The sequence below is a fragment of the Microbacterium sp. JZ31 genome (assembly GCF_016805985.1).
In the GTDB taxonomy this organism is placed as follows: domain Bacteria; phylum Actinomycetota; class Actinomycetes; order Actinomycetales; family Microbacteriaceae; genus Microbacterium.
The window spans coordinates 141267-166355 of record NZ_CP017661.1; the positions used below are offsets into that span (position 1 = coordinate 141267).

A 25089-nucleotide genomic window follows, 5' to 3' on the forward strand; every position below is an offset into this window, starting at 1 on the left:
GCGTCCGGGCGTCGCCGGCGCCGGGCCGCGCGAACGGCCGACTGCGGACCGCGTCAGGCGGGCTCGGGCGGGCGGCGCTGCTCGATGGGCGGCGCGACCTTCTTCTCGAGCACCTCGATCGCCTCGTCAGAGATCGCGATCAGCCCGTCGAGCTCGTCGCGCACGCGCTTGTACGCGACCTGGCGCTCGGCGGCCGTCGCCGAGGTGTCGACCGCGACCTGCAGCAGCTGCTGCGCGCGGTGCAGCCGCTTGCGCTCCGCCTCCGTGAATCCGCTGTCGCGCACGCGGCGGGCATCCTGCTCGGCCACGTCGAACGCGACCTCGTAGTCGTGCACGGCGTCGCGGTACTCCGCGAGCGCGTCGGCGTCGAGCCGCGCCTGCGGCGAGGCCGGCCGCAGCTCGTCCGCGACCTTCTTCGCACGCAGGAACGCCGCCGTGAGCGGCTCGCGGCCGTCGCTCATGGTCGGGAAGGCGATGAGCTTCGGAACGTCGAGCTCGTAGTCGAGCCAGCGCCGCGTGACGTCGTCGTGCGCCTCCATCAGCCGAGTCAGGCGGTCGGCGCGCGTGCGCGCATCCGACTCCGCGACGCCCGCGGGCAGCGCCTGTGCCGTGAGCGCCTTCGCCTCCGCCTTGGCGCGGATGAGCTCCAGCCGGCGCTTGTGGCGGTCCTTTGTGTACTTCGACCACCAGCCGCCCACCCCGCTCGCGACGCCCATGAGCGGGAAGGCGAGCCACCAGTAGTTCCCGAGGAACTGCAGGATCTCTTCCACGCTCAGACTCTAGGTGCAGGGCGCGATGGGCGTCAGCGTCCCGACGCCCAGGCTCCGAGACGCGCGACGTCGTCCGCCGCGAGCACCGCGCCGAGCGAGACGGCGCCGTCGTATCCGGTCGCGTAGGCGAGAAGCCACGATCCGGGATCCTGTCCCTCCGCGAGCGGGGCGATCGTCGAGTCGGCGGAGGGGGCGTCGGCGCGGAACAGGAAGGCGAGCGGATCGCCCGCGACGGTCTCCAGGATCGTCGCGCGTCCCGCGGCCGCATCGCGCAGATCGTCGAGGCGGAACGTCGCTCCGTCGGCGAAGCGGGCGCAGGGCACCGTCCGGCGCCCGAGCACGCCGGGCGCCTCGACGGTCACGACCTCGGCGGTCGTGCCGCCGCCCGACCACGGGCCCGCGGGCAGCGGGTGCTCCGCGCGACGTCCGAACACCGGATCAGCCCAGCAGCAGGGCGAACACGGTCGCGCCGCCGCCCGTGACGAGCAGGGCGCCGATCACCACCCATGCGACGATGCGGATGCGGCGGTTGCGGCGCTCCGACCAGAGGTCCGCCGCCTCGCCGTCGGCCTCGAGCTCGGAGTGGTTGATCCGCGTCGGATCGGTCATGACGCCACCGGCTCCACGACGGTCGGGCCGAAGGCGGCGGGAAGCGTGCCCGTCGACAGCGCGCGCAGCTCGGCGACCGGCACGGTGAACAGGTCGGTCACCTCGAGCGCCGGGCCCTCCGCGTCCGAACCGGCGTCCGTCACGCCGATGCGCAGCACGGGGTAGCCCCGGCCCTCGCACAGCCCGCGGAACTTCACGTCCTCCTCGCGGGGGACCGTGACGATCACGCGCCCGGTGGACTCCGAGAACAGCGCCGTGGCGGCGTCGACGCCGTCGCGCTCCATGAGCTCGCGCAGCCACACGCGCGCGCCCACGCCGAAGCGCAGCACCGCGTCGACGAGCGCCTGGGCGAGGCCGCCCTCCGACAGGTCGTGCGCGCTCGAGACGAGCATCTCGTCCTTGGCGGCCTGGATGAGGCCAGCCAGCCTCCGCTCGCCCGCGAGGTCGACCTTCGGCGGGCGCCCGCCGAGGTGGCCGTGGATCGTGCCGGCCCACGCCGATCCGTCCAGCTCGAGGCCGGTGGTGCCGAGCAGGTAGATGTTCTCGCCGGCGTCCTGCCATCCGCTCGGGATGCGGCGCGCGACGTCGTCGATGATGCCCAGCACGCCGACGACGGGCGTCGGGTGGATCGGGACGTCGCCGGTCTGGTTGTAGAACGACACGTTGCCGCCCGTGACGGGCACGCCGAGCTCGAGGCACGCGTCCGACAGGCCGTCCACGGCCTGCGAGAACTGCCACATCACCTCGGGGTTCTCGGGAGAGCCGAAGTTCAGGCAGTCGGTGACGGCGGTGGGCATGGCGCCCGTGACGGCGACGTTGCGGTACGCCTCCGCGAGGGCCAGCTGCGCGCCCGCGTACGGGTCGAGCTGGCAGTAGCGGCCGTTCGCGTCCGTCGCGATCGAGACGCCCAGGCCCGACTCCTCGTCGACGCGGATCATGCCCGCGTCGTCGGGGAAGGCCAGGGCGGTGTTGCCGAGCACGTAGTAGTCGTACTGGTTCGTGATCCAGCCGGCGTCGGCCAGGTTCGGCGACGCGGTCAGCTTCTTCAGCTGGTCGAGGATCTCCTCGCCCTCTGCGGGGCGGGTGAGCGACGCGGCCGAGTCGGCCTGGAGGGCGTCGAGCCAGGCGGGGTACGCGACGGGGCGCTCGTAGACCGGGCCGTCGACCGCGACGGTCGTGGGGTCGACGTCGACGATCGTCTCGCCGTCCCACGTGATGACGAGGCGGCCGTCTCCCGTGACCTCGCCGAGCACGCTGGTCTCGACATCCCACTTCTTCACGACCTCGAGGAACGCGTCGAGCTTCTCGGGCGCGACGATCGCCATCATGCGCTCCTGCGACTCGCTCATCAGGATCTCCTCGGCCGTGAGCGAGGGGTCGCGCAGCAGCACGTTGGTGAGCTCGACGTTCATGCCGGATCCGCCGTTGGCGGCGAGCTCGCTCGTGGCGCACGAGATGCCCGCGGCACCGAGGTCCTGGATCGCCTCCACCAGGTCGTCCTTGTACAGCTCGAGGCAGCACTCGATGAGCACCTTCTCGGCGAACGGGTCGCCCACCTGCACCGCGGGGCGCTTGGTGGGGCCGCCGTCGGCGAACGTGTCGGAGGCGAGGATCGACGCGCCGCCGATGCCGTCGCCGCCCGTGCGGGCGCCGAACAGCACGACCTTGTTGCCCGCGCCGGTGGCGTTGGCGAGGCGGATGTCCTCGTGCCGCATGACGCCGACGGCGAGCGCGTTGACGAGCGGGTTCGCCTGGTAGACGCCGTCGAACACGGTCTCGCCGCCGATGTTGGGCAGGCCGAGGCAGTTGCCGTACGACGAGATGCCCGACACGACGCCGTGCACGACGCGCGCGGTGTCGGGGTGGTCGATCGCGCCGAAGCGCAGCTGGTCCATGACCGCGACGGGGCGGGCGCCCATCGAGATGATGTCGCGCACGATGCCGCCGACGCCGGTCGCGGCGCCCTGGAACGGCTCGATGTACGACGGGTGGTTGTGCGACTCGACCTTGAACGTGACGGCCCAGCCCTCACCCACGTCGACGACGCCGGCGTTCTGGCCCATGCCGACCATCAGGCGCTGCTTCATCTCGTCCGAGACCTTCTGCCCGAACCGGCGCAGGTAGATCTTGCTGGACTTGTAGGAGCAGTGCTCCGACCACATCACGGAGTACATCGCCAGCTCGCCCGAGGTGGGGCGGCGGCCGAGGATCTCGCGGATCCTCTCGTACTCGTCGGGCTTCAGACCCAGCGCCTCGTAGGGCTGCTCGCGCTCGGGCGTGGCGGCCGCGTTGGCGACGGTGTCGATGGTGGGGATGGTCACGCGGGAGGCTCCTCGACGGGCGGCGGGCCGGACGGGAGTCAAGTCTATCCGCGCGCGGCATATCGCCCGGCCGGGTCGGGTCCCGCGGATACGCTCGAGCAATGGCCCGACGCGACCTCGACCTGATCCGCAACGTCGACGAGGCGCTGCGGGGCGACGCGTTCGACCTGCTGGCGTACGCGTCGAACGTGCTCGAGATGCTGCGGCGGCCGCTCGACTCGGAGGGCCGCCCCGTCAGCGGCATGCCCACGCTCGGCGACATGGTCGACCGCACGCTCGCCGACGCCGTGCGGCAGTCCGACGCGCTGCTGCTCGCCATGGCGACGCTGCTCGACGGCTCCGGATCGGCCGACACCGCGCTCGCGGCGCGGATCCGGGCCGAGGCCGGCGGCCGGTGGCGGCTGCCGGACTGGATCGCGCAGGGCGGCGCGCCGCGGATCACGGGGACCGCGGCGTTCGACCACGTGCTCGGGGCGGACGCGACGATCCTCATCGGCGCGACGCTCGCGGACGGCACGCCCGCCACCGCGACGGTCTTCATCGACAGGGACGCGGGCGGCCTGATCGCCGACGCCTTCCTCGCCCCCGAGACGCTGGAGGCCGCGCTCGCCGCCGGCGCCCGTGGCGTCGACGCGGACGAGTTCCCGCGTGCCGAGATCGCGCCGGCCGACGCCCGAGCGCGCATCGAGCGGGCGATCGCGGACGACCTGGCGCTCGATCCTCCGCTCGTCACGGCGACGTGGCCGGCGTGCCGCCCGCTGCTGGCCTGGATCCTGCGGGCGCTGCCGGAGGGCGGCGAGGACTTCCCCCGGGCCGACGCGGACCCCGCCGGGGACGACGAGCTGGCGGCCGCGATCGCGCAGCGGCTCGCCGGATCCGAGCGGCACGCGCGCACGCTCATCGCGCTCAACCGCGAGCACAGCGGTGCCGGCGACCCGAGGCAGTGGAGCGACACGTTCGTCGAGACGCTGCTGCTCGACCTGCTGCCGTTCGAGGAGACGGCGCAGGCCGATCCCGACGGCGTGGTGGACGCGCTGCGCGCCGCGATCGAGGAGGGGCACCGCCGTGCAGGGGTGGCGGAGCGCCTCACGCGCGCGTCGCTCGATGCGGTCGACCAGCTCGAGGACTCCCTGCGGCACCTGCTGGAGTTCGACGACGACCCCGCCGGGCGCGGGGACGAGCTCGCGTCGCTGGCCGTGCGGGTCGGCGGCCGCCGGCACCTCGACGCGCTCGACGCGATCCCGATCACGCGCGTCGTGCCGGACCACCGCGGCATGGATGATCGTGCCCGCGCCGGTCTCGAGACCGTGCGCGGTCTCGTGGAGCGGGCGTGCGCGGAGGTGTTCGGCGATCCCGAGCTCGCCGTCTCGGCCGCCCGTATCGCCGATCTGCTCGCGGAGGCCGACGCCCGCCTGTTCGCCAAGGGCAAGCCCGAGCTGGCCGCCGCCGCGATCACATGGATCGCGGGCACGGCGAACGGCGCGTTCGAGCCGGCCGGTCCCGCGCAGCCCGCCGCGCTCATGGCCGCGCTGGGCCTGCGCGGCGGCACTCCCGCCGGCCGGGCGGGCGCATACCTCGCGGCGCTCGGCGTCGAGGACCCCGATGCGTGGCCCGCGCTCCCGGCTCTCGGCGATCCGTCGCTGCTCACCTCCCGCACGCGCCGCGAGCTCATCCGCCGTCGCGACGAGGCGCGCGCGGCCGACGGCCCGCCCGCGTAGCCCGCGCCTCCCTTCAGCGGAATCGACTTCAGCGGAATCGCCGTCCGCGCGGAGCGCGGGCGGTCAGGCGATACGCGTGCCGGTCGGCAGGCGGCCGGCGGGCGTGCGCGTGCGCGCCCACGCCCACCACAGCGCACCCGCCGCGAGCAGCACGTGGATGGCGAGCCCGACGAACCAGCTCGGGGTCGACGACGCGAGGATGCCCTCGGGCGTCGGCGCCACCTGGCCCTGCGGCCCCTCGCACTCGTCGTACACCGGGTGCGGCTCGGGCGTCTGCTGCGCGAAACGGATGCCGAGCTTGATCTGGCCGAAGAGGTCGACGGGCATGCCGTTGCGATCCAGCGTCGTGGGCGTCGCATCCGCCAGGATCACATACGGGTTCGCGGCCAGGAAGCCCCACACGAGGTCGAACCGCGGCGTCTCCGACCGGAACGTCTCCCACTGCCCGCACTCGTACGGCGGCTCGCCCTCGTACACGAGGTAGCGGTTCTCCATGACGACCTCGGTGCGCACGGCCGCGCCGCCCAGGCCGAACGCGATCAGCGTGCCGATGCTCAGGGCCGCCACCGCCAGGTAGGTCACCGCGACCGAGAACAGCGGTCGCGCCAGCACGCCGGACAGTCCCACGCCGATCGCGGCGACCACGCCCACCTCGGCTGTCAGCACGAGCAGCGACACCACGATCACGCCGGGCGCGCTGCCGCCCGCGATCGTCGCGACCAGGATGAAGGGCACGGCGACTGCGAGGAACGCCAGCCCGGTGACCCAGGCCGCGAGGAACTTGCCGAGCACGATCTGCCCGGCCGTGGCCAGCGTGACCTGGACGGGCGCGAGCGTGGCGGCGTCGCGGTCGCCGTTGATCGCATTGCCGCTCAGGGCCGGCGACACGAGCGTCGCCAGCAGCAGCACGAACAGCACGACGATCGAGTACACGAGGCCGCCCACCGCGTCCCAGTTGCCCGAGACCAGGAACGCGAGCACGGTCACGATCAGCAGCAGCACGGCGAACACGCCCAGGAGGACGTACCAGGCGACGCTGCGCACGCGCTGGCGCAGCTCGAGGCCGACGATCGTGCCGAGGCCGCTCAGATAGGTGCTCACGACGCGCGCTCCTCCGGTGTGCCCAGCCCCAGGAACGTCTGCTCGAGCCGCCCCGTGACGGGAGCGAACTCCACCACGGGGAGGCCGGCCGCGACGAGCGACGCGAGGCAGGCCGCCGCGATCTCGTCGGAGGCGAACGGCACGACGAGGTCGCTGCGATCGCGGCGCACGGTGGAGACGTCGACGCCCACGCCGACGAGCGCGGTGACGAACTCCCCCGACGCCGCCGGATCCCGGCCGGGCAGGAAGCGGATGCGCCACTCGCGCGTGCCCGATCCGGCCCGCGCGACCTGGTCGTCCGCCACCGTCGCGCCCTTGACCATGTACACCGCGCCGTCCGCGATCTCCTCGAGCTCGGAGAGCACGTGGCTCGAGACCAGGATCGTGCGCCCGTCCGCCGCAAGTCCCCGCAGCAGCACGCGCAGTTCGATGCGCGCCTGGGGATCCAGCCCGGACGCGGGCTCGTCCAGCAGGAGCACGGCGGGGTCGTGCACCAGTGCGCGTGCCAGGCCCAGACGCTGCTTCTGGCCACGAGAGAGCACGCGCGCCGGGCGGTCGGCCAGGTCGACCAGACCCACGAGCCCGAGCAGCTCCGCTGCCCTGGCTGCCGCGCGCTCGCGCGGCAGGTGGTACAGCCGTCCGGTGACGATAAGCGTCTCGCGAGCGGTGAGGGACGGCCACGCGCCGAGCGCGTCGGGCATCCAGCCGATGCGCGCCCGCACGTCCGCGGTCCCCTCGACCGGGTCGGATCCCGCGATCCGCACGGATCCCGCGTCCGGGCGCAGCAGCGAAGCGAGCATCAGCAGCAGGGTGGTCTTGCCGGAGCCGTTGGGCCCCACGAGCGCCGTGACCCTGCCGGCCGGCGCCTCGAACGTCGCGTCGGACACCGCGTGCACGTCGCCGAAGGAGCGCCGGAGGCCGCGGGCGACGATGCCGGGGGTGTCTGCCACGGCCAGAGCCTATGCCGCGGGCTGAGGACTCCGCACCCACTCAGCGGGACGGCGCGTCGCGCGAGACGGAAGAAACACGGCGTCACGGCGGTTCGACATAAGGCGGGCACCGTGCTGAGCTGGTCCATCGGGCTCCGGCCCCGCACAGCACAGGGCCCCTCGCCCGAACGTCTTCTCCGAAGGATCCATCTCCATGCGCATCACCCGCATCGCCACTGTGACCGTCGCCTCCACGGCCCTGCTCGTCCTGGCCGGCTGCAGCCAGCCCGCCGAGGAGGGCGCGACCGCCGACGGCCCCGCCGCGCTGTCGGACGGCACGCTCGTCGTCGCGACCGAGGGCACTTACCCTCCCTTCAGCTTCCACGCGGACGGATCGGGCGAGCTCACCGGCTACGACGTCGAGGTCGCGCGTGCCGTCGGCGAGAAGCTGGGCGTCGAGATCGAGTTCCAGGAGACGCAGTGGGATGCGATCTTCGCCGGCCTCGACGCGGGCCGCTTCGAGACCATCGCGAACCAGGTCACGATCAACGACGAGCGCGAGGCGAAGTACACGTTCTCGACGCCGTACACCGTCTCGCCCGGCGTCATCGTGGTGCCGGAGGACGTCACCGACATCGCGTCGTTCGACGACCTCGACGGCAAGACGACGGCGCAGTCGCTCTCCAGCAACTGGTACGCGCTCGCCGAGGAGTCGGGCGCGCGGGTCGAGCCGGTCGAGGGCTGGGCACAGTCGGTCGAGCTGCTCGCGCAGGGCCGAGTCGACGCCACGGTCAACGACAAGCTCACCTACCTCGACTACGTCGCGCAGAACCCCGACGCCGGCCTGAAGATCGCGGCCGAGACGCCGGAGCAGGGCGAGATGGCGTTCGTCGTCACGAACGACAACGCCGAGCTCGCCGAGGCGATCGACGGCGCCCTCGCGGAGCTGTCGGAGGACGGCACGCTCGCCGAGCTGGGCGAGGAGTTCTTCGGCGAGGACGTCAGCGAGTAACGCAGCTGTCGCGAGGCGTGCCCCACTTCGCGCGCCGATATCCGGGCGCGATATCGGCGTCAAGTGGGACACGCTGATCCGCGTTCCGGCACAGACTGGTAACGCGCGGCCCGGCCGCGCGCGGAGAGGGGGAGCCGGATGGACTGGCAGCTCATCGGCGAAGCCTTCTGGCCGCTGCTGCTCGGAGGCCTGACCGGCACGATCCCGCTGACGCTGGCGTCGTTCGCGCTGGGACTGGTGATCGCGCTCGGCATCGCCCTGCTGCGGCTGTCGCCCAACCCGGTGCTGTCGTGGATCGGCCGCGCCTACGTCTCGGCGATCCGCGGCACGCCGCTGCTCGTGCAGCTGTTCGTGATCTTCTACGGTCTGCCGTCGCTCGGCGTCACGCTGCCGCCCTGGCCGTCCGCGATCATCGCGCTGTCCATGAACGTCGGCGGCTACGCGGCCGAGATCATCCGCGCCGCGATCCTCTCGGTGCCGCGCGGGCAGTGGGAGGCTGGCTACACGGTCGGCATGTCGAACGCCGTGACGCTGCGCCGGATCATCCTGCCGCAGGCCGCGCGCGTGAGCGTGCCGCCGCTGTCGAACACGTTCATCTCCCTGGTCAAGGACACGTCGCTGGCGTCGACGATCCTCGTCACCGAGATGTTCAAGGAGGCGCAGCGGATCGCGGCCTTCTCGAGCGAGTTCATGACCGTCTACATCCTGGCGGCGTTCATCTACTGGCTGTTCTGCACGGTGCTCGCCGCGGTCCAGGACCGCGTGGAGAGGAGGCTCGACCGCTATGTCGCCCACTGAGGACGCACCGCTCGACCCCCGTCTCGCCGAGCTGCCGCCGACCGACCCGAGCATCGAGACGCCGCTGCTGCGCGCGATCGACGTGCGCAAGAGCTTCGGAGACCACGAGGTGCTGCGCGGCATCGACCTCGAGGTGCGCCGCGGCGAGGTCGTGGCGCTGATCGGACCGAGCGGCTCGGGCAAGACGACCGTGCTGCGCTCGCTGAACGGACTGGAGACGCCGGATGCCGGCACGCTCGCGTTCGCCGGCGGACCGCGGGTCGACTTCGCGCGCGGCGTGACCACGTCCGAGCGGTTCGCCATCCGCGACCGCTCGGCGATGGTGTTCCAGCATCACAACCTCTTCCCGCACCGCACGGTGATCCAGAACGTCATCGAAGGGCCGGTGACGGTGCAGCGCGAGCCGCGCGCGGAGGCCAACGCCCGCGCGGAGGAGCTGCTCGACCGCGTCGGTCTCGCGGCGAAGCGCGACGCATATCCGCACGAGCTGTCCGGCGGCCAGCAGCAGCGCGTCGGCATCGTGCGCGCGCTCGCGCTGCGTCCCGATCTGCTGCTGTTCGACGAGCCGACCTCCGCGCTCGATCCCGAGCTCGTGGGTGAGGTGCTGCTCGTCATGAAGGAGCTCGCGGACGAGGGCTGGACCATGGTCGTCGTGACGCACGAGCTGCAGTTCGCGCGAGAGGTCGCCGACGAGGTGCTGTTCCTCGACGGCGGCGTCGTGGTCGAGCGCGGCTCCGCGGATCAGATCTTCCGCGAGCCCAAGAACGAGCGCACGCGGCGCTTCCTCGACCGGATCCTGCGGCCCTTCTCCTGACGTCCCGGTGCGCGTGACCCGCCCGCGCGGCCGCGCGCGATCCGCACGCGCCACCGCGCGCGATCCCGAGGCTCGGCGCGGCGGCCGCCCGCGCCCGAAAGTTTTCCCGAACTCGCGTAACCGATCCGGGGTGACCGCGTCTCTTCAGGTGAAGACGTCGCCAGACGGGCGGTGCTGGGGGGCACCATCGTCAGGCTGTGCGATCAGATCCCGAATGATCGCCGGGGTCCGGATGCCTCGGGGGAGGACACATCCGGACCCTGACTCTTCCTTCCGGCGGCGGTGTCTTCGCCCTCGGGCGGTGCCCTCGATCAGCTGTGCAGCAGGACGCCGATCACGCCGAACAGGATCGGCGCCAGCGCGAGGCCCACGGCGACGACGATGCCCACGATCGCGACCCACGGGATCCCGCCGCGCAGTCGCCGACCCGGCCGGGCCACGCCCTTCGGTCCGAGCCAGTCGGCCGGGGGCGGCGGCGCGGTGGGGGCCGTCGTGTGGAACGGCAGGGGCGCGGCCAGGGGTGCGCCGTTCGGCGCGGCGGCGGTCCGGGCGTGCGCCTGGGCGGTGGCCCAGGCGTGCTCGGCCGCCAGGCGCTCGTCGCGCCAGCGCTGCCACTGCGCGAGCTTGTCCATGAGCGCGGACACGGCGGAGAACAGCCACGCCCACGTGCCCGCATCCGTCGTCGAGACCGGGCGGCCGGTGTAGAGGAACATCCAGTCGTCGACGATCTCGACGTCGAGCTGCGCGACGTTGTCGATGAAGCGCGCCATGATGTCGGGCGTGAACAGGTACAGCGCGTCGCGCTCGTAGCCCTCGGGCAGTAGAGCGTGAAGTACCGGTCGAAGTCGCCCTCCAGGCTCAGCCGCTGCGCCTTCGCGAACTGCGCCGGCAGGTTCGACCCGAACACGGAGTTGTTGCCGACGGCGTCGAGCACGATGTGAGGCAGGGGCGTGCCGATGTGGATCGCGACGTAGCCCCAGCGGTGCGTGGTCTGCTCCTTGCCCGATCCGGTCGTGTACTGGTAGTTCGCGAACTCCACGAAACGCGGCTGCTCGCCGCGGATGAGGTCGCTCGCCGAGCGGGAGCTGCCGCGGTCGAAGATCATGCCCGGCAGCCGCGGCTCGGCGAGCGCCGGCAGGTACGACATCGCGTTCGCGCGTGCGAACCTGTCGAGCCGGTAGCGCCGCTCCTTCGTCGCGCTCATGTTCGCGCGCGTCAGGAAGAACACGCCCACCGCGATTCCGAGGAAGACCAGGACGACCGGCACGACGGTCAGGAGCGCCGCCGCATCGCCGCGCGCGACGGTCGCGATCGCGAACGCGCCGAAGGCGAACAGCAGCGGCAGCATCGCGCCGGCCACGACGACGCCGCCGATCACGAGCAGCACGATCGCCGTGACGTTCGTGCCGAAACCGGGCGAGCGGCGCTTCAGCTCCTCATGGAAGCGCTGCACCGCGCGCCGGTCCACGGGCTCGAACAGCGGCCGCGCCTCGAAGGGGAACGTGCGCTGCTGCGGGGCGGAGGTGCTCACGCACGCCAACGTAGCGCGCGGGCGGTGCGGATCGGCGCAGCCGCAGGCGGGCGCGAGCGGCCCGCACGGTCGAGTGTTCACCTTCCGTTTCTTTTCAAGTACGGCGTTCTCGTAATTCCGCGTCACCTCGGGAGGCTTCTCTGTTCGAAGACCCCCTTCCTCCCGAAAGGAACCCCCATGCACCGCCGTGCTCTCCCCGCTGCCGGCCTTCTCGGCCTGTCCGCCGTGCTCGCGCTCACCGGCTGCGCCGGCACCTCCGCCGACGCCGCGGCGTCCGGCGGGACCGCCGACGCGAACGAGCCGATCACGTTCGCCACCACGCCGCTGGGTGACGACCCGGCCGCCAACCCCGTCGTCGCGTTCGCCGACCTCATCGAGGCGGAGACCGGTCGCACCGTCGAGGTCGTCGATGTCCCCGACTACACCGCGGTGCTCGAGGCGCTGCGCAACCACCACGTCGACATCGGCTTCATGAGCGGGTTCCCGTCCGCGCTCGCCGTCAACACGGGCGAGATCGACGCGCTCGTCGCGTGGGGCGGCAAGGACGAGCCGGTCTCGACCTGCATCGTGCTCGACGACTCGCCGCTGGAGAAGCTCGAGGACATCACGCCCGAGACCGTCGTCGCGTTCGCCGACCCGGCGTCGAGCTCCGGCTACTTCATGCCCGTCAAGATGCTGCACGACGCGGGCCTCGAGAAGGACGTCGACTACACCAGCCTGTTCGCGGGCGACCACGTGATGGGCTTCCAGGCGCTCAAGCAGGGCCAGGCCGACGTGTCGTGCACCGCCACGCTGTTCCCCACGATGGCCGGCACCAACCCCGACATGTTCCCGTTCGAGGAGGGCGAGACGCGCTCGATCGGACTGAGCGACTCGATGCCCGTCTCGGTCACCGTGCTCGCGGATCAGCAGATCGACGCCGAGAAGGCCGAGCTGCTGAAGGACGTCCTGCCGAGGGTGTTCGTCGAGGAGAACGCCGAGCAGCTCGGCGCGATGTTCGAGGCCATGCAGGGCGGCGAGGCGATCGTCGACCCGAAGCCCGAGCTGTTCCAGCCGTTCGTCGACATCGCCGCGATCGCCGACGTCGACATCTCGGACCTCGGCTGATGAGCGCGGCCGACTCCGCCGTCGCCCCCACGACGGCCGAGCTGCGACAGCAGCTGCCGCTCGTCACCGTGCGCGACCTGCGTGTCGCGTACGGTGACGGGCCGGTCGTCCTCGACGGCGTCGACCTCGATCTGCACCCGGGCGAGGTCGTGGCGCTGCTCGGATCCAGCGGATCCGGGAAGTCGACGCTGATGAGGACGCTCACCGGATTCGCGCCGCTCGGGTCGGGCGCCGTGCGGGTCGCGGGCCACGACGTGGCGAACCTGCAGCGCGGAGAGCTGCGCCGCCTCCGCGCCGACGTGGGCCAGGTCTTCCAGCAGTTCAACCTCATCGGCCGCCTCAGCGTGCTCACCAACGTGCTCACGGGCGCGCTGCACGACGCCGGCCCCCTCAACCTCGTCGGCGGATTCTCGAGCGCGCACCGCACGCGCGCGCTCGAGCTGCTCGACCGGGTCGGCATCGCCCACAAGGCGAAGGACGAGGCGCGCTCCCTGTCGGGCGGTCAGCAGCAGCGCGTCGCGATCGCGCGGGCGCTGATGCAGCAGCCGAAGCTGATCCTCGCCGACGAGCCCGTCGCCTCGCTCGACCCGAAGCTGTCGCACACCGTGCTCGACCTGCTGCAGCGGATCGCGCGCGAGGACGGCATCCCGGTGCTCGTGAGCCTGCACGTGCTGCCGCTCGCGCTCGCCCACTCCGACCGGATCGTCGGGCTGCGTCACGGCCGCATCGTCGTGTCGGGTCGCGCGTCCGAACTGGACGCCGCCACCCTGGCGCCGATCTACGAGCACGACGAGGAGGACGACGATGTCGACGACATCGCCTGATCGCACCCGCGCCCCGAAGCCGGCGCAGCCCGCACTCGACCCGCGCGAGCGCGCACGTCTGGAGCGGTCGGTCGTGATGCCGCGCGCCCGCACGCTGCTCACGATCCCGCTCGTCGTGCTCGTGCTCGCCTGGTCCTTCGCCGGGGCGGAGTTCGACTTCGTGAAGCTCGGCGACGGCACCATCAACATGGGCGAGTTCCTCGCCCGGCTGTTCCCGCCCACCTGGGACAAGTTCGGGATCATCGTCGAGCTCCTCGTCGAGACGCTCCAGATGGCGATCGTCGGCACCGTGCTCGGCACGGTCCTGTCGCTCGTGATCGCCTTCGGCGCCGCGTCGAACATCGCCCCGGTCTGGCTGTACTATCCCTGCCGCTGGCTGATGAACATCATCCGCTCGCTGCCCGAGCTGGTCTTCGCGCTGATGTTCGTGTCGGCCGTCGGTCTCGGCCCGTTCGCGGGCATCCTCGCCATGACCCTGGGGTCGGTGGGATCGATCGGCAAGGTGTTCGCCGAGGCGATGGAGGCCGTCGATCGCGGTCCGATCGTCGCCATGCAGGCCGTCGGAGCCTCGCGCCGGCAGGTCGTGCAGTACGGCGTGCTGCCCCAGGCGGCGCCGCTGCTGGTGTCGTACACGCTGCTGCTGTTCGAGGGGAACGTGCGCGGCGCGACCATCCTCGGCATGGTCGGTGCGGGCGGCATCGGCCTCGAGCTCACCACCGCCATGCGCATGTACGACTACGGCCACCTCAGCGCCATCGTCATCTGCATCATCGTGCTCGTCACGGTCATCGACCAGGCAAGCGCACTCATCAGAAGGAAGATCACGTGACCCTCACAGACAACTCCGCCCCGCTCGACGCCGCTGCGCTCGAGACCGTCGCCCTCGAGCTCAGCGCTCCCGTCAACCTCCGCGACCTCGGCGGCACGCCCGTCGCGGGCGGCACGGTGCGACCGGGCTTCGCGATCCGCGCGGATGACCTGTCGTACGTGACCGAGGACGTCGCGGCCCGGCTGGTCGACGCCGGCCTCACGAGCGTGATCGACCTGCGCTCGAACTTCGAGGCGCGGATCACGGGGCGCGGCCCGCTCGCGGACCACGCCGTGACCTACCACCACGTCTCGCTGCTGGGCGACCTCACACGGGCGGGCGACCTCGGCGGCCCCGACTATCGGCGCACGTATGTGCCGATGTACGTGGGCATGTTCGAGGGCGCGGCGCCGCTGATCGTGAACGCGCTCGCCGTGATGGCGACCGCGCCGGGGACCGTCGCCTTCCACTGCGCGGCGGGCAAGGACCGCACGGGCGTGCTCGCCGCGTCCCTGCTGCTCGCGCTCGGCGCCGACGACGACACGATCGTCGAGGACTACGGGCGCACGGGCCCCAACCTCGACGCCATCATGTCCCGGACCCGCGCCGTGGTCGGCCCGATGATGCAGGCGATGGGGATCGACCTCGACCCGGCCGTGCTCGCGGCCGGAGAGCGCGCCTTCTCCGCCGACGCGATGCGCGGCACGCTCGAGGAGCTGCGCGCGCGGCACGACGGCGACGCGCTCGCGCCCGTGCGGCGTGCCGGCCTGAGCGACGCGCTGATCGACATGCTGCGCGCGAAGGCGGTCGTGTGACCGACGGCGTCACGATCGAGACCGGGGTCGCGGAGGCTGCAGGCCGCCGCGGCCCCGGTCGTCCGCGTCGCGAGGGCGTGGACGAGCGCCTGATCACCGCGGCTCTCGAGCTCATCGACGCGGGACAGCCCGTCACGGCCGCGCAGCTCGTGACGCGCAGCGGCATCGGCCGCGCCGCGATCTACCGGCGCTGGCCGTCGCTGACCGACCTCGTCGCGTCCGCGCTCGATGAGGGGCGCTCGGCGCACACGATCCCGACGGACGGCGACCTGCATCAGGCGCTGTACGACTCCTTCATCGGCACCCTGGAGCGCGGATCGACCGGCTACCCCGAGCAGCGGATGCGCCGGCGGCTGATCCTCGGACTGGAGGATCGCCGTCTGCAGCGCGCCTACTGGGACGCGCACGTCGCGCGCCGACGGGTGTCGACGATCGGGGCGCTGCGGGCGGGTGTCGAGCGCGGCGTCCTGCGCGCCGACCTCGACCTGGAGGCGTGCGCCGACCTGCTGAGCGGCGTGTTCTACTACCAGCTCGTGGTGCGGGGTGCGCCGATGGACGAACCCGAGGCGATCGCCCGCTGCCGCGCGGCGTTCGACGTCATCTGGCGCGGCATGCTCCCCGACTCGGCCGCGTAGGCTCGATCCTCATGGCCCTCGGCGCGACGATCCACACGTTCGATGTGCAGCTGGCGGACGTCGACCGCGGGGTCTACGACGAGCTCACCCTCCGCGTGGCGCGGCATCCGTCGGAGACCGACGCGAACATGATCCTGCGCGTGCTGGCCTACTGCCTCGAGTTCGAGGAGGGCATCGCATTCAGCGAGGGGATCTCGTCGCAGGATGAGCCCGCCGTGCTCGTGCGCGACCTCACGGGCCGCGTCCTCGCGTGGATCGAGGTCGGCGCCCCCGACGCGGAGCGGCTGCACCACGGCAGCAAGCTCGCCGACCGCACGGTCGTCTACACGCAGCGCGAGCCCGCCAAGTTGCTCGCGTCGTGGGCCGGAAAGCGCATCCACCGGGCGGACGAGCTCGTGCTGCACACGTTCGATCCGGGCTTCGTCGACGGCGCCGTCGCGGCGCTCGAGCGTCGCAACACCGTGACGCTGTCGATCACGGAGCGGCAGCTCTACCTCGAGCTGAACGGCACGAGCCTCACGTCCGCGGTCCACGACCACCGGCTGGGCTGACGCGCGGACGGTCGCGCTGCGCCGCCGTGCGCCTGGGCGACCCCCGATCCTGAGAGGCCGGATCGCTCAGAGCCGGCGCGTCCGATAGACTGTCCAGGTTGTGCGGATCCGCGCGCGCTCGCGCTCGCCCGCACGACGTGCAACACACCCTCCTGCTGTCGGGAAATGCCCGGCAGCCGATCAAGTCCGAAGGAGGTGGGTAAGTGACGCACCAGTACGAGCTCATGGCCATCCTGCAGCCGGAGATCGACGAGCGCCAGGTTCCCACGATCGTCGACAAGTTCCTGACGGTGATCACCGAGTCCGGTGGCACCATCGAGAACATCGACATCTGGGGCAAGCGCCGTCTGGCCTACGAGATCCAGAAGAAGAACGAGGGCATCTACGCCGTCGTGAACTTCACCGCGACCAGCGAGGCCACCCAGGAGCTGGACCGCCAGCTGGGCCTCAACGAGCAGATCATGCGCACCAAGGTGCTGCGCGCCGAGGAGGCCATCGCGATGGTCGCTTCCGAGGCGAAGCGCGCCGAGGAGCGTGCCGCTCGCAAGACGGCGGCGAAGGCCTAAGCCCCATGGCCGGCGAGACCGTCATCACCGTCGTGGGCAACCTCACGGCTGACCCCGAGCTGCGTTACACGCAGAACGGCCTGCCCGTGGCGAACTTCACGATCGCCTCGACGCCGCGCAACTTCGATCGCGCGTCGGGCGAGTGGAAGGACGGCGAGGCTCTCTTCCTGCGGGCCAGCGTGTGGCGCGATTTCGCCGAGCACGTCGCGGGTTCGCTGACGAAGGGCATGCGCGTGATCGCGCAGGGTCGCCTCCGCCAGCGCTCCTACGAGGACCGCGAGGGCCAGAAGCGCACCACGATCGAGCTCGAGATCGACGAGATCGGGCCGTCGCTGCGCTACGCCACCGCACAGGTCACCCGCGCCGCGGGCGGCCAGGGCGGCGGCGGTCAGGGCCAGTTCGGCGGCGGCGGACAGCCGCGCCAGCAGGTCTCGGAGGAGCCGTGGTCGACCCCCGGGTCGCAGACGGGCGCCGACGCATGGAGCACCCCGGGGTCGTTCGGAGACGACACCCCGTTCTAAATCTCGTTGCGTCCCGACGCCTCGCCCGCCCCGCGGGCAGTCGCGCCGGGACTCAGGAAAACTAAGGACCCAAAATGGCTGGAAAGTCGAGCGGCGACCGCCGCAAGCCGCGGAAGGGCGCGAAGAACGCCGCTCCCGCGAAGTCGATCCGGGTCGGCGTCATTGACTACAAGGACGTCGCGACCCTTCGCAAGTTCATCTCGGAGCGCGGCAAGATCCGTGCCCGTCGTATCACCGGTGTCTCGGTGCAGGAGCAGCGTCTTATCGCCAAGGCGATCAAGAACGCGCGCGAGATGGCGCTCCTGCCCTACGCCGGCGCCGGCCGCTAAGGAGCACCCATGTCGAAGCTGATTCTCACTCACGAGGTCGACGGCCTGGGCAGCGCCGGAGACGTGGTCGAGGTCAAGGACGGGTACGCCCGCAACTACCTCATCCCCCAGGGCTTCGCCGTCGCGTGGACGCGCGGTGGCGAGAAGCAGGTCGCGTCGATCCGCGCCGCGCGCGAGGCTCGCGCCATCGCGACGCACGACGAGGCCGTCGCCCTGAAGAACACGATCGAGGGCACCCGCGTGAAGCTCGCCGTCAAGGCGGGCGCCGAGGGTCGCCTGTTCGGCTCGGTCAAGACCGCCGACATCGCCGACGCGGTGTCCGAGGCCGGTCTGGGCTCGCTGGACAAGCGCAAGATCACCATCCCCACCGCCATCAAGACGGTGGGCGACCACGAGGCCGTCGTGCGCCTGCACGACGACGTCACGGCGGTCATCGCGCTGCAGGTCGTCGCGCTCAAGAAGTAAGCGTCTCGGCGCTTTCGAAGCGGGGCGGATCCTTCGGGATCCGCCCCGCTTTCGCGTGCGCCGGAGGCAGCCGCGCCACGGCCTCCGCCGTCTTTCCGGACGGGCCACGGCGGGTCATCCGCGCCGTCACGCGCCGTTCACTCCGCCTTGACATATCGGTCGTCGATGGGATCGGGATGGCGACAGTTCTTCACAGTCGAACGTTCGCGACCGAACCTTCAAGCAGTTGTTTAATCACAACGCCATCCACAGGGTGTGGGTTGTGAAAAGCGCAGGTCAACCGCAGAATAAAACATCGCCGCGCTCGGGCGCGTCGGATTTCTCCACAGCACGTTTCCACACACGTGTCGGCGGTTTCCGCAGGCTCTCCACAGAGTTATCCACAGGCCGGTTTGCTTGGGGAGAACGCCGAACCTACGGTGAACGAGCGGATGTCGGAGGCCCCTGCTCTCCTGGCTGCGACGCCGCGTCCCACCGCACGCGGATCCGGATCACCCCACCCGGATCCAGGCGGGCGAGCGCGTCCCGAAGCGCGTCGCCGAAGGAAGGAAGTCCCCGTGTCGATCGCCGATATCTCCGACGAGCGAATGGGCGGACCGCGCGAGCACGAGCGCACGCCTCCGCACGATCTGCTCGCGGAGCAGTCGACCCTGGGCGGCATGCTGCTGTCAAAGGACGCGGTCGCCGACGTGATCGAGTCGCTGCGCGGCTCCGACTTCTACATCCCCAAGCACGAGCTGATCTTCGAGGCCGTGCTGTCGCTGTACTCGCACGGTGAGCCGACCGACGTCGTCGCCGTGACGGACGAGCTCATCAAGACGGGCGACCTGCAGCGCGCGGGTGGGGCCGACTACCTGCACACGCTCACGTCGATCGTGCCCACGGCCGCCAACGCCGGCTACTACGCGAACATCGTGGCCGAGCGCGCGCTGCTGCGCCGCCTCGTCGAGGCCGGCACGCGCATCGTGCAGATGGGGTATTCGGGCGAGGGCGAGGCGGTCGACCTCGTCAACAACGCGCAGGCCGAGATCTACGGCGTCACGGGCACCGAGCGCACCGAGGACTACGTGCCGCTGTCCATTGCGGTCGATGCCGCGATGGAGGAGATCGAAGCGGCCGGCGGTCGCGACGGCGGCATGACGGGCGTCCCCACCGGCTTCGCCGAGCTCGACGAGCTGACCAACGGCCTGCACGGCGGCCAGATGATCGTCGTCGCGGCGCGGCCCGCCATGGGAAAGTCGACGCTCGCGCTCGACTTCGCCCGCGCGTCCGCGATCAAGCACAACATGCCGGCCGTGTTCTTCTCGCTCGAGATGGGCAAGGCCGAGATCGCGATGCGCCTGCTCAGCGCCGAGGGCGCGATCCCGCTGCAGAACATCCGCAAGGGAACGCTCGACTCGCGGGACTGGACGAACATCGCGCAGACGCGCGGGCGCATCCACGAGGCGCCGCTGTTCATCGACGACAGCCCCAACATGACGCTCGTCGAGATCCGCGCGAAGTGCCGCCGGCTCAAGCAGCGCGCGGGGCTCAAGATGGTCATCATCGACTACCTGCAGCTCATGACGAGCGGCAAGAAGGTCGAGTCGCGTCAGCAGGAGGTCAGCGAGTTCTCGCGCGCGCTCAAGCTGCTCGCGAAGGAGCTGCAGGTGCCGGTCATCGCGCTGTCGCAGCTGAACCGAGGCTCCGAGCAGCGCACCGACAAGCGTCCCCAGGTCAGCGACCTGCGTGAGTCGGGCTCGATCGAGCAGGACGCCGACATGGTGATCCTGCTGCACCGCGACTCGGTCTACGACAAGGACACCCGCCCGGGCGAGGCCGACCTGATCGTCGCCAAGCACCGCAACGGTCCCACCGCGACCATCGAGGTCGCGTTCCAGGGCCACTTCTCGCGCTTCGCGGACATGGCCCCGGCCAACGACTTCGCCTGAGCGAGATTCCCCGCTGTGGGGATCGCCGTCATGGCGCCTCGGCGAAGGCGGCGATCTGGATGAGGTTCCCCACCGTGTCGTCCAGGACGGCGGTGGTCATCGGGCCCTGCGCCAGGGGTTGCTGCGTGAAGCGCACGCCGAGGTCGCGCAGGCGCGCGTACTCGGCCTGCACGTCGTCTACGCCGAACGTGCAGAACGGGATCCCGTCGGAAGCGAGCGCCTCGGTGAAGGGCGGGACCGCGGGGTGATCGTTGGGCTCGAGCGAGATCTGGGTCCCCTTCGGAGCGGCCGGATCGACGACGGTGAGCCAGCGGTGCTCACCCATAGGGATGTCGGCCGCGACGGCGAACCCGAGCTTCTCGGTGTAGAACTCCAGTGCGCGCTGCTGATCGTCGACGAAGACGGAGAAGGCCTGGATCTTCATGGTGCTCCTGCTTCCGGGGTGGACGGCCATCGCGCGGCGATCTGCGCGAGTGGGCGCGTGTCGAGTGTGTGGAACTTGTAGCGTCCGCGGCGTTCGCTGTGCACGAGGCCCGCGGATTCGAGCACCTCGAGGTGCTGCGACACCGCCTGGCGGGTGGGGGTGAGCCCGTGGTGCGACAGCCGGACGCACAGCTCGAACAGCGTCTGCTCGTCGCGGGCCGCCAGTTCGTCGAGGATGATGCGACGGGTCTCGTCTGCCAGAGCCTTGAACACGTCGCCCACGACGCCACAATAGGCAAGTGTTCACTTGCCTGTCAATGCCCCCGGCGAAGAGCCAGCGGCGGCGCGGCTCACGCCGAAGGGGATGGCGTGGCCGCTGAGGTCGAGATCGACGAGGCGAGCTTCGCGAACACGCTCGCGGCGAGGCTGCCGGGCGCGCCCGACAGCACCGTGAGCTGGTAGCCGGGGAGGCTGCCCACTCCGAAGTTCTGCGCCTCGATCTCCAGGGTGCCGACGCCGGGGATCTGGATGTGGAAGCGCGCATCCTCGAGCTCCGACACGTCGTGGCGCGCCCACATGCGCGCGAAGTCGGGATCGGCCGACAAGTCGGCGACGAGCTGCGCGAGGCGGGGTGAGGACGGGTGCGCGTCGCGGCGCAGCGTCGCCACGGCGGCGCGGGCCATGTCCTCCCACTCGACGATGGCCGCCTTGTTCTGCGGGCTGAACAGGCTCGCGATTTGGTTGTGCCCGGCGCCCAGCCCTCCGCCGCCGAAGACGGTCGCGAGCGGATTGGCGGCGACGATGTCGCGGTGGGGATCGGACATGTACGCCGGCGTATGGGTCCACTGCGCGAGCACGCGAGCGATCTGATCGCCGGCCGGCCCGGGCTCGACGGGCGGCGTCGGAGGCATGCCCGACGCCAGCCGCAGCAGGTACGCGCGGGCCCCGCCGTCGAGCCGGAAGACGCGTGCGAGCGCGGCGAGCACCTGGTCGGACGGCCGGGCGCCCCGGCCCTGCTCGAGCCGCAGGTAGTACTCGGTGCTGATGCCGGCCAGTGTCGCGACCTCGTCGCGGCGCAGGCCCGAGACCCGGCGACCGGGGAAGCGTTCGAGGCCCACGTCCTCGGGCTGCGTGATGTCACGCCGCGCGCGGAGGTAGGCGCCCAGCTGCGCGAGGTGGGTGGGCAGCGACGCCGCGGGGCGTAGTGGAGTGCTCACTCCAGAAAGGTACACCCCCCTCGGCGCGAGGGGAATGCCTCAGGCCGCCGTGCGCAGGCTCCGTCCGACCGCGTCCGCGGCATGGCCCGTGACCGTGCGGAGCTGCGCCTCGGCGCGCCCCACGCGCGCGAACTGGATGACCGCCTGCGACACGGCCACGAGGTGCGACGCCGACGCGAGGACCTCCGGATGCTGCGGATCCAGACCGCTCGTCTGCGCGAGCTCGTCCGCCACGATCGCGTCCATCCGGGCGACGGTGGCGTTGCTGATCCGGGCGACCTCGGGGGAGGTGCCGAGCTCCGACATCGTGTTGATCATGAGGCATCCGCGCTGATCGGGCTGTGCGCGGCAGTCGGCGATGATGGCGTCGAGGAAGTGGGCGGCGGCATCCGTGGCGTCCGCATGATGCCCCGTGACGGCCGCGGTCACCAGGTCGACCCGGCGCGCGCAGTACCGGCGGAAGGCGGCGAGGAAGAGCTCCCACTTGCTGCCCCACGCCTGGTACAGGCTGCCGTTGGCCACGCCGGTCGCCGCCGACAGGTCGCCCACAGATGTGCCCCGATAGCCGCGCACCCAGAACAGCTCGATGGCGGCGTCCAGGACGGCATCCTCGTCGAAGGCGCGAGCTCGTGGCATCCTCCAACGCTATCCCTCGCGGGCCCGCTCGCGCGCTGGGTGGTACATCGCGGGCCACGACGACGCGGGCGCTGCGAACTCAGCATGGGCGAGAACGGTCCGCCGGACCGCATCCAAGGAGGTCTCCCATGCCCACCCCGACCATCGTCCTCGTCCACGGCGCCTTCGCCGATTCCGCCAGCTGGGCGCCCGTGACCCGCGAGCTGCTCGACCGCGGTCACACCGTCCTGGTGCCGCCCGTGTACAACCGCAGCCTCGCCGAGGACGCCGCCTCCGTGCGGGCGTTCGTCGAGCGCCTCGACGGTCCCGTCGTGCTCGCCGGGCATTCCTACGGCGGAGCCGTCATCACGGTCGCGGGAGCGGCCGAGAACGTCGCGGCGCTCGTCTACGTCTCGGGCTACGCGCTGGAGGAGGGAGAGAGCCTCGGCCAGCTGCAGGGCGGGTTCCCCGACTCCGACCTGGCGGCGAACCTCGTCTACACGCCGTTCCCCGTCGCGGGAGCGGAGGACGGCACGGACGTCTCGGTCGTGATCGACGCGTTCCCCGCCGTCTTCGCCGAAGGCGTCGACCCGAAGGTCGCCGAGGTGCTCGCCGTCTCGCAGCGCCCGCTGACCGCCTTCGCGTTCGGTGAGCCCGCGAGTGCCGCGGCGTGGAAGACGACGCCCGCGTGGGGCATCGTGTCCTCGTCCGACAGGACGATCAACCCCGAGGTGGAGCGCTTCGGCTACTCGCGAGCGGGTCTCCGGGAGATCGTCGAGATCGACGGGCCGCACCTCGTGATGCACACCCACCCCGCCGAGGTCGCCGACGTCATCGAGACCGCGGCGCGCGCCGTCGCCGGCAGTTGACCGCGCCGCCCGCGTGCTGAATGTCCGACGCGGGAAAGGTCAGCCGCCGGGAGAGCCGGTCAAGGAGCTCGCCTGCGCGAGCCCTTCCTCGCGATGATGCCCCGCGCGGGTGGGGCCTGCTCCCCGGCGTAGATGTCGAAGCCCTCGACCTCCGAGAAGCCCAGACGAGAGTAGACGCGCGCCGCATCGTCATTGTCGGGGTTGAGAACCGAGATCCGGGCGCCGTCCTCGAAGGCCCGTTGCAGCAGCCATGACGACAGCGCCGCGCCGACGCCGCGCCGACGTGCCGCGGGCAGCACGCCGATGCCTGCCAGAAGCGCGGACGGGCCCGCCCACCCGTCGGATCGGAGCACGTAGCCGGTCCCCACAGCGCGTCCGCGGATGCTGGCGAGTGCGACGGTCGCCCGCGACGACCGCAGGAGCGGCAGCATCCATGCCGCCGCCGGGTCGCCGCCGAACGCCTGAGCGTCCACGGCGACGACCTCGCGGATGTCTCGCTCGGCGGCGGCCCGCACCGTCACGCCGTCGCCCGTCGTCGGGCGGAGCATCGAAGCGTCGAGCGCCATCAGTCGGCAGCGGAACAGCCGCCTGCCGTGCACCCACTCGGCACCGGCCGGCACCCGAAAGCCCCACGGCACACCCCGGCGCGCGTACCAGCGGGCGACCCCTGCGACGTCCACACGAGCGGGATCATGCACATCGGCGTTGTTCCACTGCGGGTGGGGAAGGCCGCTGGTCATCGTTCGCACGCCCGGGTGCTCGGCGACGGCTCCGCCACTCGCGGCGCGGATCAGGCCGTGCGTCTGCCAGGCATCGCCGTCCGCCGCCCGCGCGGTCTCGGGATCCACCGCCGCGGTCTCGTCGACCATGGGGACATCCCTCTCGTCACCGCCCGTCCCGGTCATGCGAGCAGGTCGTCCAGGATCTCGGCCGTGTGCGTCCAGGCCAGTGCGCCGCCGACGCCGGACACCACACGCCGCATCGCGGAGCAGCGCTGCGCCAGCTGCTCGCCCTGATCGGGCGAGTGCGACGTGTCGTCGGCCCCGAACCAGATCCGCACGTCTCCGACGGACTGCTCGGGTATGCGCCACGGCGTTGACGCGATGATCGTGTCCTGTGCGTAGCCGGCACCGCCCTGGGCGAAGCCCTCATCGAGCGCCGTCCGATACAGGCGACGGAAGTCGTCGTCACCGAACACCTCCGCGTCGCTCGGGGCGGCGCCCGAGAAGACGAAGTTCATCATGCTCTCGGCCGTGAACGAGCTCAGCACCTCCCGCATCGATCTCTCGTCGGTCGCGATCCGGTTGACGAAGGTCGCGACATCGGCGGTGAGCAGGGCGCTGAGACCGGGGTGGGCGAGCTCGTCGGCGGGTGAGACCAGCGCGATGCGAGAGAAGATGCCGCGGGCGGCGGTGGCGAGCCCGAAGGCCGCTCCCTGAGAGTTCGCGAAGGCGACGGGGGAGTGCACGTCGATGCGGGCGAGTGCGTGGTCGAGGTCGGCCGCCACACTCTGGGCCGACTTCGCAGGGTCCGGGCTGGAGGCTCCCAGGCCCGGCCGGTCGAACGTGATCAGTCGCACGCTCCTGACCGCGGCGGCGTCGCCATAGACGTTCATGGTGCGGGAGCTGGCCGCTCCCGCGAAGAAGATCACAGGGATGCCGTCCGCTGCGCCGTACTCGCCGAGTGCCAGCACGCGCCCGTCAGGAAGCGTGATCCGGTGCTCGCGCTGCGGAGGGTGAGCGGTGAATTCCGGCGGCATGCTCGACCTTTCTCGTTGCAGGGGTCGTGTGGCGACTCTTGCCATTCTCTC

30 protein-coding genes are annotated in these 25089 nt (G+C 71.5%); 17 read left to right on the forward strand and 13 right to left on the reverse strand.

The window, feature by feature from the left end:
* Window positions 1–53: 53 nt before the first annotated feature.
* The 4 genes from BJP60_RS00670 to purL are packed head-to-tail and all read right to left on the reverse strand — an operon-like array spanning window position 54 to window position 3700.
* Complete coding sequence (locus BJP60_RS00670; RefSeq protein ID WP_203136899.1) at window positions 54–770, reverse strand: hypothetical protein; 717 nt, start codon at window positions 768–770, stop codon at window positions 54–56.
* A 32-nt stretch (window positions 771–802) separates the two neighbouring features.
* Window positions 803–1204, reverse strand: a complete 402-nt coding sequence (locus tag BJP60_RS00675) for a hypothetical protein (RefSeq protein ID WP_203136900.1) — start codon at window positions 1202–1204, stop codon at window positions 803–805.
* 4 nt (window positions 1205–1208) lie between these two features.
* Complete coding sequence (locus tag BJP60_RS00680; protein WP_203139465.1) at window positions 1209–1379, reverse strand: hypothetical protein; 171 nt, start codon at window positions 1377–1379, stop codon at window positions 1209–1211.
* Window positions 1376–3700 (reverse strand): phosphoribosylformylglycinamidine synthase subunit PurL, encoded by a 2325-nt coding sequence (gene purL, locus BJP60_RS00685; protein WP_203136901.1) that lies wholly within the window; start codon window positions 3698–3700, stop codon window positions 1376–1378. The genes BJP60_RS00680 and purL overlap by 4 nt, the downstream gene beginning before the upstream one ends.
* A gap of 101 nt (window positions 3701–3801) precedes the next feature.
* Between purL and BJP60_RS00690 the strand changes: the two genes are divergently transcribed.
* Window positions 3802–5418 carry a hypothetical protein gene (locus BJP60_RS00690; protein ID WP_203136902.1) on the forward strand — a complete coding sequence of 539 codons (1617 nt, stop codon included), beginning with the start codon at window positions 3802–3804 and terminating at the stop codon, window positions 5416–5418.
* A gap of 63 nt (window positions 5419–5481) precedes the next feature.
* Here BJP60_RS00690 and BJP60_RS00695 read toward each other — a convergent pair whose 3' ends face one another.
* Both BJP60_RS00695 and BJP60_RS00700 read right to left on the reverse strand, forming a co-directional pair.
* The gene (locus tag BJP60_RS00695) at window positions 5482–6519 is read right to left on the reverse strand and encodes an ABC transporter permease (protein ID WP_238439483.1); all 1038 of its coding nucleotides are present in this window, start codon (window positions 6517–6519) and stop codon (window positions 5482–5484) included.
* On the reverse strand, window positions 6516–7469 hold the full coding sequence (locus BJP60_RS00700; RefSeq protein ID WP_203136904.1) for an ABC transporter ATP-binding protein: 954 nt from the start codon (window positions 7467–7469) through the stop codon (window positions 6516–6518). The genes BJP60_RS00695 and BJP60_RS00700 overlap by 4 nt, the downstream gene beginning before the upstream one ends.
* A 193-nt stretch (window positions 7470–7662) precedes the next feature.
* Here BJP60_RS00700 and BJP60_RS00705 point away from each other — a divergent pair, with 193 nt between their 5' ends.
* The 3 genes from BJP60_RS00705 (at window position 7663) to BJP60_RS00715 (ending at window position 10072) form a co-directional block, all read left to right on the forward strand.
* Window positions 7663–8460 (forward strand): amino acid ABC transporter substrate-binding protein, encoded by a 798-nt coding sequence (locus BJP60_RS00705; protein WP_203136905.1) that lies wholly within the window; start codon window positions 7663–7665, stop codon window positions 8458–8460.
* 138 nt (window positions 8461–8598) lie between these two features.
* Window positions 8599–9258 (forward strand): amino acid ABC transporter permease, encoded by a 660-nt coding sequence (locus tag BJP60_RS00710; RefSeq protein WP_203136906.1) that lies wholly within the window; start codon window positions 8599–8601, stop codon window positions 9256–9258.
* Window positions 9245–10072 carry an amino acid ABC transporter ATP-binding protein gene (locus BJP60_RS00715; protein ID WP_269467742.1) on the forward strand — a complete coding sequence of 276 codons (828 nt, stop codon included), beginning with the start codon at window positions 9245–9247 and terminating at the stop codon, window positions 10070–10072. The genes BJP60_RS00710 and BJP60_RS00715 overlap by 14 nt, the downstream gene beginning before the upstream one ends.
* Window positions 10073–10383: 311 nt before the next feature.
* Here BJP60_RS00715 and BJP60_RS15470 read toward each other — a convergent pair whose 3' ends face one another.
* A complete protein-coding gene (locus tag BJP60_RS15470) occupies window positions 10384–10842 on the reverse strand; it encodes a hypothetical protein (RefSeq protein WP_336244356.1) in 459 nt (152 codons plus the stop codon).
* Window positions 10843–11274: 432 nt separating this feature from the next.
* Between BJP60_RS15470 and BJP60_RS15475 the strand changes: the two genes are divergently transcribed.
* The 12 genes from BJP60_RS15475 to dnaB all read left to right on the forward strand — a co-directional run bounded on the left by BJP60_RS15475 (window position 11275) and on the right by dnaB (window position 20155).
* Window positions 11275–11718 (forward strand): hypothetical protein, encoded by a 444-nt coding sequence (locus BJP60_RS15475; protein ID WP_336244357.1) that lies wholly within the window; start codon window positions 11275–11277, stop codon window positions 11716–11718.
* 62 nt (window positions 11719–11780) lie between these two features.
* Window positions 11781–12710, forward strand: a complete 930-nt coding sequence (locus BJP60_RS00725) for a PhnD/SsuA/transferrin family substrate-binding protein (RefSeq protein ID WP_203136907.1) — start codon at window positions 11781–11783, stop codon at window positions 12708–12710.
* Window positions 12710–13534, forward strand: a complete 825-nt coding sequence (gene phnC, locus BJP60_RS00730; RefSeq protein ID WP_203136908.1) for a phosphonate ABC transporter ATP-binding protein — start codon at window positions 12710–12712, stop codon at window positions 13532–13534. The genes BJP60_RS00725 and phnC overlap by 1 nt, the downstream gene beginning before the upstream one ends.
* The gene (gene phnE / locus BJP60_RS00735) at window positions 13515–14363 is read left to right on the forward strand and encodes a phosphonate ABC transporter, permease protein PhnE (RefSeq protein WP_203136910.1); all 849 of its coding nucleotides are present in this window, start codon (window positions 13515–13517) and stop codon (window positions 14361–14363) included. The genes phnC and phnE overlap by 20 nt, the downstream gene beginning before the upstream one ends.
* Complete coding sequence (locus BJP60_RS00740; RefSeq protein WP_203136912.1) at window positions 14360–15157, forward strand: tyrosine-protein phosphatase; 798 nt, start codon at window positions 14360–14362, stop codon at window positions 15155–15157. The genes phnE and BJP60_RS00740 overlap by 4 nt, the downstream gene beginning before the upstream one ends.
* Window positions 15154–15792 (forward strand): TetR/AcrR family transcriptional regulator, encoded by a 639-nt coding sequence (locus tag BJP60_RS00745; RefSeq protein ID WP_238439484.1) that lies wholly within the window; start codon window positions 15154–15156, stop codon window positions 15790–15792. The genes BJP60_RS00740 and BJP60_RS00745 overlap by 4 nt, the downstream gene beginning before the upstream one ends.
* 11 nt (window positions 15793–15803) lie before the next feature.
* A complete protein-coding gene (locus BJP60_RS00750; RefSeq protein ID WP_203136913.1) occupies window positions 15804–16343 on the forward strand; it encodes a YaeQ family protein in 540 nt (179 codons plus the stop codon).
* 203 nt (window positions 16344–16546) lie between these two features.
* Entirely contained in the window at window positions 16547–16909 is a 363-nt protein-coding gene (rpsF, locus tag BJP60_RS00755) for a 30S ribosomal protein S6 (protein ID WP_203136914.1), read from the forward strand.
* A gap of 5 nt (window positions 16910–16914) precedes the next feature.
* Window positions 16915–17430, forward strand: a complete 516-nt coding sequence (locus BJP60_RS00760; protein ID WP_203136915.1) for a single-stranded DNA-binding protein — start codon at window positions 16915–16917, stop codon at window positions 17428–17430.
* Window positions 17431–17504: 74 nt separating this feature from the next.
* Complete coding sequence (gene rpsR, locus BJP60_RS00765; RefSeq protein WP_040168021.1) at window positions 17505–17759, forward strand: 30S ribosomal protein S18; 255 nt, start codon at window positions 17505–17507, stop codon at window positions 17757–17759.
* A gap of 9 nt (window positions 17760–17768) precedes the next feature.
* Window positions 17769–18224, forward strand: coding sequence for a 50S ribosomal protein L9 (rplI, locus tag BJP60_RS00770; RefSeq protein WP_203136916.1), 456 nt, complete (start codon window positions 17769–17771; stop codon window positions 18222–18224).
* Window positions 18225–18781: 557 nt separating this feature from the next.
* Window positions 18782–20155 carry a replicative DNA helicase gene (gene dnaB / locus BJP60_RS00775; RefSeq protein ID WP_203136917.1) on the forward strand — a complete coding sequence of 458 codons (1374 nt, stop codon included), beginning with the start codon at window positions 18782–18784 and terminating at the stop codon, window positions 20153–20155.
* Between the two features lie 28 nt (window positions 20156–20183).
* Here the strand turns inward: dnaB and BJP60_RS00780 are convergent, their stop codons facing one another.
* The 4 genes from BJP60_RS00780 to BJP60_RS00795 form a co-directional block, all read right to left on the reverse strand.
* Window positions 20184–20579, reverse strand: a complete 396-nt coding sequence (locus tag BJP60_RS00780) for a VOC family protein (protein WP_203136918.1) — start codon at window positions 20577–20579, stop codon at window positions 20184–20186.
* Complete coding sequence (locus BJP60_RS00785; RefSeq protein ID WP_203136919.1) at window positions 20576–20860, reverse strand: ArsR/SmtB family transcription factor; 285 nt, start codon at window positions 20858–20860, stop codon at window positions 20576–20578. Before BJP60_RS00785 ends, BJP60_RS00780 begins: the two co-directional genes overlap by 4 nt.
* A gap of 68 nt (window positions 20861–20928) precedes the next feature.
* Entirely contained in the window at window positions 20929–21795 is an 867-nt protein-coding gene (locus BJP60_RS00790; protein ID WP_203136920.1) for a helix-turn-helix transcriptional regulator, read from the reverse strand.
* A 39-nt stretch (window positions 21796–21834) separates the two neighbouring features.
* The gene (locus BJP60_RS00795) at window positions 21835–22431 is read right to left on the reverse strand and encodes a TetR/AcrR family transcriptional regulator (protein WP_203136922.1); all 597 of its coding nucleotides are present in this window, start codon (window positions 22429–22431) and stop codon (window positions 21835–21837) included.
* 128 nt (window positions 22432–22559) lie between these two features.
* Here BJP60_RS00795 and BJP60_RS00800 point away from each other — a divergent pair, with 128 nt between their 5' ends.
* Window positions 22560–23279 (forward strand): alpha/beta fold hydrolase, encoded by a 720-nt coding sequence (locus BJP60_RS00800; protein ID WP_203136924.1) that lies wholly within the window; start codon window positions 22560–22562, stop codon window positions 23277–23279.
* Window positions 23280–23338: 59 nt separating this feature from the next.
* Here the strand turns inward: BJP60_RS00800 and BJP60_RS00805 are convergent, their stop codons facing one another.
* Together BJP60_RS00805 and BJP60_RS00810 are read right to left on the reverse strand one after the other, a co-directional pair.
* Entirely contained in the window at window positions 23339–24148 is an 810-nt protein-coding gene (locus BJP60_RS00805) for a GNAT family N-acetyltransferase (RefSeq protein WP_203136926.1), read from the reverse strand.
* A 32-nt stretch (window positions 24149–24180) separates the two neighbouring features.
* The gene (locus BJP60_RS00810; protein WP_203136928.1) at window positions 24181–25038 is read right to left on the reverse strand and encodes an alpha/beta fold hydrolase; all 858 of its coding nucleotides are present in this window, start codon (window positions 25036–25038) and stop codon (window positions 24181–24183) included.
* Window positions 25039–25089 lie beyond the last annotated feature (51 nt).